The organism is Chlamydia abortus (assembly GCF_002895085.1).
Lineage (GTDB): Bacteria > Chlamydiota > Chlamydiia > Chlamydiales > Chlamydiaceae > Chlamydia > Chlamydia abortus.
The window spans coordinates 856,336-869,174 of sequence record NZ_CP024084.1 but is presented as its reverse complement, the minus strand read 5'-3'; the positions used below and the strand labels follow the sequence as shown (position 1 = coordinate 869,174).

The window sequence follows — 12,839 nt, the reverse complement described above, 5'->3', positions numbered from 1 at the left end:
GTAATACCTTGCTACAATATAATCCGCTTTTCGTGATTATATCCGAAGCGGCATGTGAATCACTGTCCTTTAAACTGTCTATTTAAAAAGTATTAGAATTCATAAGCTTTCACAAACATGAGCACGAGATCTAGGCAAAATCTAGAGCCTATGGGGAAAAAGGTATGACGAAGAAGCCAATACATGTATTATTAGCCACAGCAATGTTTTTAAGTATTTCTACGCTGTCTCCTTTAGGATTTGCTGCTGTGAAAAAAGATTCGCGGATAGCAGAAGTCCCTCAAGAGGTGCTGTTGAAGGAGATTTCTGGAGGTTTCTCTAAGGTTGCTGAGCAAGCAACACCAGGAGTTGTGTATATCGAAAGCTTTCCTAAGTGTAACCGTCCTGTACATCCTGCCCCCGGACGTCGGGGACCTTACGATAATCCTTTTGATTATTTCAATGATGAGTTCTTCAATCGTTTCTTCGGTTTACCTACGCAAAAAGAGCGCCCGATGTCAAAAGAGGCCGTTCGTGGTACAGGATTTATAGTTTCTCCCGATGGTTATGTAGTCACGAATAATCACGTAGTTGAAGATGCCGGAAAGATTCATGTGACCCTGCACGACGGTCAGAAATATCCTGCTAAGGTTATAGGTCTAGATCCTAAAACGGATTTAGCAGTCATTAAAATCAATGCGGAAAAGCTTCCACATCTTACTTTTGGAAATTCTGATAATTTGAAAGTAGGTGATTGGGCAATAGCGATTGGGAATCCTTTCGGCTTGCAAGCTACAGTTACCGTAGGAGTGATTAGTGCTAAAGGAAGAAATCAGCTGCATATAGCCGATTTCGAAGATTTTATTCAGACAGATGCAGCTATTAATCCCGGAAATTCTGGCGGCCCTCTTCTAAATATCGATGGGAAGGTCATTGGAGTTAACACAGCTATTGTTAGCGGTAGTGGAGGTTACATTGGTATTGGTTTTGCTATCCCTAGTTTAATGGCTAAGAAGATTATCGATCAGTTGATTAGCGACGGTCAGGTAATTCGTGGGTTTCTGGGAGTTACTCTACAACCTATAGATGCGGAATTGGCAGCTTGCTATAAACTCGATAAAGTTTATGGAGCTCTGATCACCGATGTAGTTAAAGGGTCACCAGCAGATAAGGCAGGATTAAAGCAAGAAGATGTCATCATTGCTTACAATGGGAGAGAAGTAGAATCTCTTAGTGCATTCCGCAATGCCATTTCCCTGATGAATCCGAATACAAGAGTACTGCTCAAAGTAGTCCGTGAAGGCCAGGTCGTGGAAATTCCTGTTATAGTTTCTCAAGCTCCTCAAGATGACGGTGTCTCTGCTTTAAATCGTGTGGGTATCCGAGTGCAAAATCTCAACTCAGAAACTGCCAAGAAATTGGGAATGACTCCTGATAGTAAAGGTGTGCTGATTGTTTCTGTCGAAGCAGGTTCTGTCGCTAGTTCTTCAGGTATAGCTCCAGGCCAACTTATCCTAGCGGTCAACAGACAGAAAGTTTCTTCAGTAGAAGAACTGAATACTGTTTTAAAGGATGGAAATAATGAAAGCATCCTCCTGATGGTTTCACAAGGAGAGATAATTCGCTTCGTAGTATTAAAACCAGAAGACTAGGCCGAAGTCTTCACATTCCATAACTTTAATGAAAGCACTCTCTAAGAGAGTGCTTTTTTTATGCTTTTGCGAATTTATCTAAAAGAAGACAAATAGAAAGGAAACCGTTGCGCATTTGCTCCAGGGAGAAGTTTTCTTCCGCAGCATGAATTGCATCACTTAAATAGGATGTGCCGCAAATAATCGGTTCTGTTTTTGAGATGGCACCTAATAATGGGGCTATCGGAATAGTCGCTTCCATAAATACCCGCAGACACGGCTGCTGATAAAGTTGGGAGTAAATCTCTTGCAAAGCTAAAACTATGGGGAAATGGGGAGAACTTCTCCATCCCGGTGAACCCTCAAAGATCTCATAGGAAAATTTTAATGTAGGGGGAACACGTTTTTCTAAATGCTGGATAACTTGCTTTACTGTTTTCTGAGGATCTTGTTTAGGAACTAACCGGCAAGAAAGATAAGCAGTAGCTTTATAAGGGATCACTGTTTTAAATCCCGGTCCTGTATAACCTCCGGAGATACCATTGATATCTAAAGTAGGATACACACTCAAAGCTTCTTCTACAGTTGTTGCCGGAGAATATAGAGTAGGACAAAACCCTAAACTTTTTTCCCCATCTTTTAAAAGATTGCTTTTGGGATGGTCACCGTACTCACTCCCTTCAGGAAGAGAAACATCATCATAAAAGCCCGCTACCGCGATAGAATGATCATTGTGATGTAGTGATGCCAGCATTTCCGCTAAAGCCCTATTGACATTATAGGCAATACCACCAAACATTCCTGAGTGCATATCTTTCTGGCCTTCTTCTAAGGTGATTTTCATAATTGCTAAACCTCGAGCGCCTATACTAACAGCAGGAGCTTTGGCAGAAGAAAAACCTCCGTCAACAATGAGGAAATAATCAGCGTGCAATTGCTCTTTCTTCTCTTGAACAAAAGCCTTTAATGTGCGGCTGTCGCTTTCTTCTTCTCCCTCGATAATCCAGGTAATGTTGACGGGGAACCCTTTCCTGGATTGATAATAGTGTTCAAGAGCCTTCCAAGTATAGAAACACTGCCCTTTATTATCGGAAGCCCCTCGAGCAATCAGATGTTCTCCTTGTTTTCTCATTGTAAAAGGATCGGCTAACCACCCATCTGCCATATCCGCAGGTTGCACATCATAATGATTGTAGAGAAGTAGGGTAGGGGCTGTTGCACCTGCTTCACGGTAAGTAGCATAAATTATCGGAGGATGACCCGGTTTTTCCCATAATTCTATTGAGAATATATCTTTAAGATTGTCAACTAAGAAAGCAGCGCAGCTTTCGCAGTCGGCCAGACAATTAGGATCTGCAGATATAGAACGAAAGTGAAGAAAATCTGAAAATTCCTTGAGCAATTTTTGATAATGACTTTCAAAATAATTGAGATCATTGTTCATAACTTCCCCTAGGAGTTATTGAAAATAATACCCAAGGTAACTTAACTTTGTTTTGCTGAAAAGTAAGAACATTATCGTGTAATTAACTCTATAAAATTAAAAAAAGATGGAGAACACCTGATGTGTCACATTAGGGATTTGGACAGAGTATGAAAGCTGGAGATACATATAGAAATTTCGTCGTTAAGTTAAGTCAAGATATCCCTGAGATAGAAAGCAAATTACTTGAGGTGGAACATAAACCCTCCGGTGTTTCTATTATGATGATCGTCAATAACGACGATGAAAATGTTTTCAATATCTGCTTTAGGACTTGCCCATCAACTTCTAATGGAGTGGCTCACGTTTTAGAGCACATGGTGCTTTGTGGTTCCAGTAATTATCCGGTGCGAGATCCTTTTTTCTCCATGACACGACGTAGTTTAAATACGTTTATGAATGCCTTTACAGGTGCAGATTTTACCTGTTATCCTGCGGCGTCACAAATCCCAGAAGATTTTTATAATTTACTTAGCGTGTATATAGATGCCGTCTTTCATCCTTTACTGACTGAAAATAGCTTTTTACAAGAAGGATGGAGATATGAACTTAATCCTGAAAATGCCCTAACTTATACCGGTGTGGTTTTTAATGAGATGAAAGGCGCCATGATGTCAGGAGAATCTCGGTTGTCGGAGGCATTAAATGCGGCTTTATTCCCTTCAGTTACCTATGGCGTAAATTCTGGAGGCGAACCTAAAGAAATCCTTACCCTCTCTCATGAAGACGTTGTCGCGTTTCATCAGAGCCAGTACACCCTTGGACGTTGCTTATTTTATTTTTATGGAAATATTAAACCTTCTAGACATTTGGATTTCCTCGAGGAAAAGTTATTACGTCATGTAGGTAAGCTAGAAAAACAAACAGTTACTGTTCCTCTACAAAAAAGATTTAAAGAACCTGTAAGGAATATCCTTAAATACCCTTCGGATACGCAAGATGAAGACAAGGTTCTTTTTGGCTTATCATGGTTGACGTGTTCTATACTAGACCAACAAGAATTATTGGCTTTGCATATTCTTGATGTTGTTTTAATGGGCACTGACGCCGCTCCTTTGAAATCCCGCTTATTAAAATCAGGATTTTGTAAACAAGCCGATATGGGTATCGACAGTGAAATCCGAGAGATTCCGATTACCATCGTTTGTAAAGGATTTTCTCATGGAGGAGCTCAGAAATTAGAATCATGGATTTTTGCCTGTTTAGAAGAGATCATCAGAGAAGGTATCCCGAATCATTTGGTTGAAGCTGCTGTACATCAATTGGAGTTGGCAAGAAAAGAAATCACAGGGTATTCCCTCCCGTACGGCTTATCTTTATTTTTCCGTTCAGGATTGTTGCGACAGCATGGAGGGCATGCGGAAGATGGGTTAAGAATTCATAGCTTATTTGCTGACCTTCGAGAAAAGCTCAAACAACCAGATTATCTTCCAAAACTGATCAGAAAGTATTTTCTAGATAATACCCACTTTGCTCGTGTGATACTTCTTCCTGATTCTGATTTGATTGCTATAGAAAATCAAGAAGAACAAGCCCTTCTTAAAGAGATTCAACAGAAGCTTTCTCCTGAAGATATCGAAAAAATTCGTCTCACTTCTAAAATCTTGGAAGAATATCAAACTCAGAATGAAAATTTAGATAAGATTCTTCCAAACTTTTCTTTAGATAAGGTGCCGAATTCAGGAAAAGAGTTTAACCTTGTTAAGGAAAATGTATCTTGTGGGGAAGTTCTCCATCATGATTGCTTTACTAATGACTTGATCTTTGCAGAATTGGTCATGGATCTTCCTCCTTTGTCTGTTGAAGAACTGCCCTGGTTGCGTTTGCTTGTTTTTCTCATGTTACAGTTAGGCTGTGGAGGAAGATCCTATAAAGAGCAGTTGGAATTTCTCCTAGAGCATACAGGAGGTGTCGATGTTTCATATGAGTTCTCTCCACATGCCAATAACAACACTTTGTTATCACCATCAATAAGTCTACGTGGGAAAGCTTTAATATCGAAAGCTGATAAATTGTTTCAAGTTATGGGAGATACTCTCATGAGTGTTGATTTTACCGACGTAGCGAGAATCAAGGAATTACTCATGCAGCATAACGAGGCGTTGACAAATAGTGTGCGTAATAGCCCGATGAGTTACGCTGTCAGCATGGCCTGCATGGATAAATCTATAACGGCAACTATGTCTTATTTAGCTTCAGGTCTGCCTTACGTAGATAAAATTCGTGATCTTACAAATAATTTTGATAAGGAAATAGACAATGTAGTCGGCATTCTACAATCCTTATATAACAAGTGTTTCTTTGGTAAGCGTCAACTCGTTCTTAGTGGTAGTAAGGCAAATTACCAACACTTATATGAGAATAATTTCTATGGGATTTTAGATGTAGAAGGTAAGTCCTGCGAACCTTGGGTCAATCCTTCTATAGATATTTCCCTAGCATCACAGGGTTTGTATATTCCTGCTCGTGCGGCCTTTAATGCTCTAGCTTTCCCTATAGGAGATTTGCCTTATGATCATCCTGATGCTGCTGCCCTTACCGTAGCTGCAGAAATTCTTGATAACACTGTGTTGCATACAAAAATTCGTGAACAAGGTGGGGCCTATGGATCAGGAGCAGCAGTGAATCTCGGTAGGGGAGCATTTTATTGCTACAGTTATCGTGATCCTGAAATTTTTGATTCCCATCAGGCATTCCTCTACGGGATTGAGGAAGTTGTTAAAGGAAATTTCTCGAATGATGATATTCATGAAGGAGTACTTGGAGTTATTCAAAATTTAGATTCGCCAATAGCTCCAGGTACTCGTGCTTCTACAGGATATTATAGATTACGATGCGGAAGAATCCCTGCTTTACGGCAAGCATTCCGTAGAGCTGTCTTAGCTGTAACTAAAGAACATATCTGTTCTGTTATGAAGAAGTACCTACAGGACAACAGAGATAAGGCAACATTCGTTTCCTTTGCTGGGAAAGAAATGCTACAAGATAACGCTAGCCGCTTTGATCAAGAGTTGCCGATAAAATCAGCTTTATAGGTATTACAGCTTATCTTCTTGGAGTAGGCGATCTTCTGAAGCGATGTCATCTTCTTCGCAGCCTGGAAGAAAAGATATTGCGGGATTATGAATAGGACAGGGATCCTCTACTCTGTGTAGAGAAGATGTAATCTCTAAATCTTCGAATTTCCGTAGAGTGGGTAATATCCTATGCTGCAAGCTAGATGACATATCATTATAACTTTGCACAGTATTATTAAGATTTTTCCCAATCTTGTGAAAATAGTTAAAAACTACATGTAAACGATGGTGTAATTCTTTTCCTAATTGCCCTATTTCCTGGATCTGCGCTCTTAAGTTTTCTTGTTTCCATGTATGGGCAACAGTTTTTAATAAAGCCAGTAGTGTTAAAGGTCCCGATAGAATGACATTAGAAGTTGCTGCAATATCGATAAGTTCAGGAGCAATACGTAGAGCATCATTAAAAATACTCTCACCAGGAAGGAAAAGAATAACAAATTCTGGGGAATAATGAAATTTTTCCCAGTAGCTTTTTGATTTTAGTGTTTTGATATGCTCCTTGATTTTCCCTATCAGGTCAGATTTATCAGAAGTATCTTGGGACAAATAAGTTTCTGAAAATGGAGCCTTGGAATCAATAACCAAACAGCGTTCGTGCGGAAGACGGATGATCATATCCGCGCGTACTGAACCCTCAGCATCCGTAGCTTGTGTTTCATAATCACAATATTTAAGCATGCCTGAAAGCTCTAAGATTCTTTCTAACTGAATCTCTCCCCAACGGCCGCGTGATCCTGGATGTTTTAAGATATCCGTCAAGGCTTGCGTTTCTTTTTCAAGTTTTTTTTCTGCAGCAAGAAGATGAGATATTTGTTCTTTTAAGGAACCTCGATCTTCAGCATGTTTAGTCTCGAAAGTTTCTAAGTTCTGCTTAAAGGCAGTCAGTGTAGCCTGAACAGGAGTTAATATAGATTCAATAGTTTTAGATTTCTCAGAGAAGTAGCTCTTCGTTTCTTCTTTCATCTCTTTAATAAGAGATTGCGAAGATACGGCAAGTTTATTGCTGAAATCTTCCATCAGTTGTTCTTGACGACGTGATAACTCTAAAGAACTTTTCAAGAGTTCATTTTCGTGTTCCAAGTTTCTTCTTGCTTCGGAATACGAAGATTCTCTCTTGCGATAATAATAAGAAGATAAAGCAACCCCTAAGCTGAGGCCAAGGAAAGCAACAAGAATATGCGTTATTGAAAAGTCTATCATAACCGTTTTGTCTTTCTTTGATATGTGATCGCAAAAATAGGGAACGCTACCAAAACATATAACCAAGAAACTAAGAAAAATACTTCGGTAAAATGATCAACAAGACCTAGGAAAAACAAACATGCGACTAAACCAGTAGTAACAACAAGTAAAAAAGAAGAAACTTTAAAACGTAGGTTTTTGAGCCCCGGGAACTTCCACGGGGAGATCATAAGACTTCCAATAAATAGTAGACCTAAAGAAATCAAAGTCACACGCACTTGTACCGGAAGTACTGTACCAAAGTCAGAGGCTATGAATAAAGCTAAAGAGACAACACATGCAGCAGCAGCAGGAATCGGCAAACCGATAAAGCAGGGAAGCCGTGTAGTTTCGTTAGGTTTTTTAGAGAACAAATTGTAGCGGACTAACCGTAAAACTCCACACAGGGAGTAAATGATCGAGGTTACTAAAAGTAGGGAAGAAAAAAATCCCCCAGCATACACACCATCCAGACTCTTAATCGCAATGAGTGGAGGCGCTATACCGAATGTTATAGCATCAGAAAGAGAATCAAATTGTGCTCCGAAAGCACTTTCCGCTTTCATAATGCGAGCAATAGCACCATCAGAAAAATCCGCGATCATCGCACTGATTAACAAAAGCGAAAGCCCCTGTAAACGATGCAATAGTTCTACAGAAGATGATGTCTTTAAAACACTCTTAAAAATAATAAAAAGTCCACAACAGAGACCGAAGGCAGTGATAGCGTTAGGAGTCACGACTCGACGCTTACCTCGGATTTCTGGTTCCAATTCTGCCATGAGAATTCCGGAAGTTCGTTACAGGCATAGCATAATATATTCATCAAAAATCAACAAGTTTTTGCCAAAAAGATCATCGTATATCTAAGTTAAAAAATGTCCCTCAGAAGGATATTTTTTTCCAGAGAATGATCGTACTTTTCAATTGCACGAAACGTTGTCTATTCCTATATATGGTATACAAGTGTATAATGTTTCACTACATATTGGGTTTTTCTAGAAGAAACGTCTTCTAGGAAAGGGAGACTTTTCTCTAAGTTTTTTGATGTTCAACTATGAGAGATCTCCTAGAATTTCCCTAAGTGTTTAGTCGAATTCCGTTATTGCTTAGAAATACTTATTTGAATCGAAAATACAGCTTTCAGGGGATGATATATGGTCGAGGTAAAAGAGAAACATTATACTGTTGTAAAACGTAATGGCATGTTTGTTCCCTTCAATCAGGAACGAATCTTCCAAGCTTTGGAAGCTGCTTTTCGTGATACACGTAGTCTGGAAAATGATTCTCCCTTACCCAAAGATTTAGAAAATGCTATTTCCGATATTACTCATCGAGTTGTCAATGAAGTCATTCAAAAAATAAGAGAAGGTCAGGTTGTTACTGTTGAACGTATTCAGGATATGGTAGAGAACCAGTTGTATGTGAATGGTTTGCAAGATGTCGCTAGAGATTATATTATTTACAGAGACCATCATAAGGAACAACGGGAAGGGTCGTGGCATTGTGTTTCTGTCATACGTAGGGATGGAAGTACTGTAAAATTCAATCCCATGAAGATTTCTGCAGCCTTAGAAAAAGCTTTTAGGGCTACACAGAAAATCACAGATGTTTCTATTCAAGAGATTCTTTCTGAGATCAATGGGCTGACAAATAAAATAGTAGAAGAAATCTTAGGAGTTTGTTCTCCAGAAAAAACTATTGATATAGAAGTCATACAAGATATTGTTGAAAAACAATTAATGGTAGTTGGCCATTATGACGTAGCTAAAAATTATATTTTGTATAGAGAAGCACGTTCTAGAATTCGTGAAAACAAGCAACAGATAGATGCTCAGAAAGATCTTGTTGAAGAAGTATATGATGTCGTTAAAAGTGACGGAACTACATATTCGATAAATAAATCTCAGCTAATTGATAAATTTATTTGGGCGTGTCAAAGATTCCCTGAAACAACAGATCCCCAGGTACTTGCTGATATGGCATTTGCCAATTTCTATTCTGGAATTAAAGAATCAGAAATTGCTTTGGCCTGCATTATGGCAGCGCGAGCCAATATTGAAAAAGAGCCTGATTACGCATATGTAGCAGCCGAGCTGCTCATGGATGTGGTCTATCAAGAGGCCATGGGGAAAACCGCAACGGATTCTGATCTTGCTGAAGCGCAAAAGCAATGTTTTAAAAACTATATTCTTAATGGAGAAACGTATCGGTTAAATCCTCGTTTGAAAGAGTATGACCTTGATGCTTTGGCCGAAGCTTTAGATATATCTAGAGACCAAAAGTTCTCTTACATGGGAGTACAAAATCTTTATGATCGTTATTTCAATCAACATGAAGGGCTTAGAGTAGAAACAGCTCAAATTTTTTGGATGCGTGTTTCCATGGGGCTTGCGTTGAACGAAGGTGATGATAAAACCTTCTGGGCCATTACTTTCTACAATCTATTGTCTACATTCCGTTATACGCCAGCAACACCTACCCTGTTTAACTCTGGAACGCGTCATTCACAATTAAGTTCTTGCTACTTGTCTACAATACAGGATGACCTCGCGCATATTTATAAAGTCATATCAGATAATGCTATGCTTTCTAAATGGGCTGGAGGTATCGGTAATGACTGGACTGGAGTACGTGCTACAGGCTCTTTGATTAAAGGAACCAACGGAAAAAGCCAAGGTGTTATTCCTTTCATTAAAGTAGCGAATGATACAGCAATTGCTGTGAATCAGGGAGGTAAACGCAAAGGCGCTACGTCCGTATATCTAGAGACATGGCATCTAGATTACGAAGATTTCTTAGAGTTAAGAAAGAATACTGGTGACGAGCGTCGACGTACTCATGATATCAACACTGCAAGCTGGATTCCCGATTTATTTTTCAAGCGTTTAGAGCAGCAGGGTATGTGGACTCTATTTAGTCCCGATGATGTTCCTGGATTACATGAGGCTTATGGTACCGAATTTGATAAGCTTTATGAAGAATACGAAAGCAAAATAGATACAGGAGAAATCAAATTATATAAGAAGATACCGGCTGCAGATTTGTGGCGTAAGATGTTAAGTATGCTCTACGAAACAGGACATCCATGGATGACCTTCAAAGATCCTTCTAATATTCGTGCTGTGCAGGATCATGTTGGTGTTGTACGTTGTTCGAACTTGTGCACAGAAATTTTGTTAAACTGCTCAGAGAATGAAACAGCAGTTTGTAACTTAGGTTCTGTAAACTTGGTAGAACATATTGAAAATGGTGATATCAATGAAAAGAAACTAGAGGAAACTATCTCAATAGCTATTCGTATCTTAGATAACGTCATAGATCTTAACTTTTATCCAACTCAAGAAGCGGCTAACGCTAACTTATCTCATAGGGCTATTGGTTTAGGAATTATGGGTTTCCAAGATGCTCTTTATAAACTGAATATTAGCTATGCATCTCCAGAAGCTGTAGAGTTCGCTGATAAGAGTTCAGAGCTGGTTGCATATTATGCCATACTATCTTCAAGTTTATTAGCTAAAGAACGCGGAACATATAGCTCTTACAAAGGTTCTAAATGGGATCGAGGTTATCTCCCACTAGATACCATAGAGTTATTGAAAGAATACCGCGGAGAAGAAAATGTTTTGATGGATACATCATGTCGTAAGGATTGGACTCCTGTGCGTGAAGCAATCAAGTCTTATGGAATGAGAAACAGTCATACTATGGCAATTGCTCCAACAGCAACTATATCCAATATTATCGGGGTCACTCAATCTATAGAACCAACATATAAGCACCTGTTTGTGAAATCTAATCTTTCTGGAGAGTTTACAATTCCCAATGTCTATTTGATCAGTAAGCTCAAGGAATTAGGATTATGGGATGACGATATGTTAGATGATTTGAAGTACTTTGACGGCTCTTTATTGGAAATAGAACGGATTCCTGATGATTTGAAAAAGATCTTCCTTACAGCCTTTGAAATTGAGCCTGAATGGTTAATTGAATGTGCTTCTAGAAGACAAAAATGGATAGACATGGGTCAATCCCTCAATTTATATTTATCGGAACCTAACGGTAAAAAACTTTCTGCTATGTATCTTACAGCATGGAAAAAAGGACTGAAAACCACGTATTACTTAAGGTCCTCAGCAGCTACCTCTGTAGAAAAATCGTTTACTGATATCAATAAACGAGGAATTCAACCTAGATGGATGAAAAACAAGTCTGCTTCTACAAGTATAGTCGTAGACAGAGCTAAGAAAACACCCGTCTGTTCTTTCGAGGAAGGTTGCGAATCTTGCCAGTAATATAAAAGAGAAGGATGGAAACAATGGAAGCAGATATTTTAGAAGGTAAATCAAAACGCGTCCAATTAAATAGCAAGCGCTTGGTTAATTGTAATCAGGTGGATGTGAATCAGTTAGTCCCTATTAAGTATAAATGGGCTTGGGAACACTATGTAAATGGATGCGCGAATACCTGGCTCCCAACAGAAGTCCCAATGGCTCGCGATATCGAATTATGGAAATCAAACAATCTTTCCGAAGATGAACGTCGAGTTATTCTTTTAAACCTTGGGTTTTTCAGTACAGCGGAAAGTTTAGTAGGGAATAACATTGTTTTGGCTATTTTTAAGCACATTACAAATCCTGAAGCACGCCAATATTTATTGAGACAAGCATTTGAAGAAGCTGTGCATACGCACACGTTTCTTTACATTTGTGAGTCTTTGGGACTAGATGAAGCAGAGGTTTTCAATGCTTATAACGAACGTGCAACGATTAGGGCTAAGGATGATTTCCAAATGACCTTGACTGGGGATGTTTTAGACCCTAATTTTTCTACGAATTCGCTAGAAGGATTGAGCCAGTTTATTAAAAACTTGGTAGGCTACTACATCATTATGGAAGGGATTTTTTTCTATAGTGGTTTTGTAATGATCCTTTCTTTCCATCGTCAAAATAAGATGACTGGAATTGGAGAGCAATACCAGTATATTTTACGAGATGAGACTATCCATTTGAATTTCGGTATCGATCTTATCAACGGAATTAAAGAAGAAAACCCCGAGGTATGGACTCCAGAACTTCAAAGTGAAATTATCGCACTTATTGAAAAGGCTGTAGATTTGGAAATCGAATATGCTCGTGATTGCTTGCCACGTGGGATTTTAGGATTAAAAGCTTCAATGTTTATTGACTACGTACGTCATATTGCTGATCGTCGTTTAGAAAGAATTGGTTTGAAGCCTATTTATCATTCTAAGAATCCTTTCCCATGGATGAGTGAAACTATCGATCTTAATAAAGAGAAAAACTTTTTTGAAACTCGTGTAATAGAATACCAGACTGCTGCGAATTTAAGTTGGTAGTTTTTTGAAATCATTATTATACACGTACTTTAACGACTTTTGGGATTCCCAAAGGTCGTTTTTTTTCTGATATAAATTGTATTTTCTCT

Annotated in this window: 7 protein-coding genes; 4 read left to right on the top strand and 3 right to left on the bottom strand. The window is 38.8% G+C overall.

Annotated elements, in window-relative coordinates; all coding sequences use genetic code 11:
* The first annotated feature begins 164 nt into the window (after positions 1-164).
* Positions 165-1,631 (top strand): serine protease HtrA, encoded by a 1,467-nt coding sequence (htrA, locus tag CHAB577_RS03955; RefSeq protein ID WP_011097312.1) that lies wholly within the window; start codon positions 165-167, stop codon positions 1,629-1,631.
* A 58-nt stretch (positions 1,632-1,689) separates the two neighbouring features.
* Here htrA and CHAB577_RS03950 read toward each other — a convergent pair whose 3' ends face one another.
* Entirely contained in the window at positions 1,690-3,054 is a 1,365-nt protein-coding gene (locus CHAB577_RS03950) for a M20/M25/M40 family metallo-hydrolase (protein ID WP_006344360.1), read from the bottom strand.
* 149 nt (positions 3,055-3,203) lie between these two features.
* Between CHAB577_RS03950 and CHAB577_RS03945 the strand changes: the two genes are divergently transcribed.
* Positions 3,204-6,128 (top strand): insulinase family protein, encoded by a 2,925-nt coding sequence (locus CHAB577_RS03945; RefSeq protein WP_011097311.1) that lies wholly within the window; start codon positions 3,204-3,206, stop codon positions 6,126-6,128.
* 3 nt (positions 6,129-6,131) lie between these two features.
* Here the strand turns inward: CHAB577_RS03945 and CHAB577_RS03940 are convergent, their stop codons facing one another.
* Positions 6,132-7,370, bottom strand: coding sequence for a DNA recombination protein RmuC (locus CHAB577_RS03940; RefSeq protein ID WP_011097310.1), 1,239 nt, complete (start codon positions 7,368-7,370; stop codon positions 6,132-6,134).
* Complete coding sequence (locus CHAB577_RS03935) at positions 7,367-8,173, bottom strand: CDP-alcohol phosphatidyltransferase family protein (RefSeq protein ID WP_006344357.1); 807 nt, start codon at positions 8,171-8,173, stop codon at positions 7,367-7,369. The genes CHAB577_RS03940 and CHAB577_RS03935 overlap by 4 nt, the downstream gene beginning before the upstream one ends.
* A gap of 375 nt (positions 8,174-8,548) precedes the next feature.
* Here CHAB577_RS03935 and CHAB577_RS03930 point away from each other — a divergent pair, with 375 nt between their 5' ends.
* A complete protein-coding gene (locus CHAB577_RS03930) occupies positions 8,549-11,686 on the top strand; it encodes a ribonucleoside-diphosphate reductase subunit alpha (RefSeq protein WP_011097309.1) in 3,138 nt (1,045 codons plus the stop codon).
* A 23-nt stretch (positions 11,687-11,709) separates the two neighbouring features.
* Complete coding sequence (locus CHAB577_RS03925) at positions 11,710-12,750, top strand: ribonucleotide-diphosphate reductase subunit beta (RefSeq protein WP_035395420.1); 1,041 nt, start codon at positions 11,710-11,712, stop codon at positions 12,748-12,750.
* The last annotated feature ends 89 nt before the right edge of the window (positions 12,751-12,839 follow it).

Coding starts and splice junctions, on each gene's coding strand:
- htrA (WP_011097312.1), top strand. CDS start 165: ATGACGAAGAAGCCAATACATGTATTATTAGCCACAGCAATGTTTTTA.
- CHAB577_RS03950 (WP_006344360.1), bottom strand. CDS start 3,054: ATGAACAATGATCTCAATTATTTTGAAAGTCATTATCAAAAATTGCTC.
- CHAB577_RS03945 (WP_011097311.1), top strand. CDS start 3,204: ATGAAAGCTGGAGATACATATAGAAATTTCGTCGTTAAGTTAAGTCAA.
- CHAB577_RS03940 (WP_011097310.1), bottom strand. CDS start 7,370: ATGATAGACTTTTCAATAACGCATATTCTTGTTGCTTTCCTTGGCCTC.
- CHAB577_RS03935 (WP_006344357.1), bottom strand. CDS start 8,173: ATGGCAGAATTGGAACCAGAAATCCGAGGTAAGCGTCGAGTCGTGACT.
- CHAB577_RS03930 (WP_011097309.1), top strand. CDS start 8,549: ATGGTCGAGGTAAAAGAGAAACATTATACTGTTGTAAAACGTAATGGC.
- CHAB577_RS03925 (WP_035395420.1), top strand. CDS start 11,710: ATGGAAGCAGATATTTTAGAAGGTAAATCAAAACGCGTCCAATTAAAT.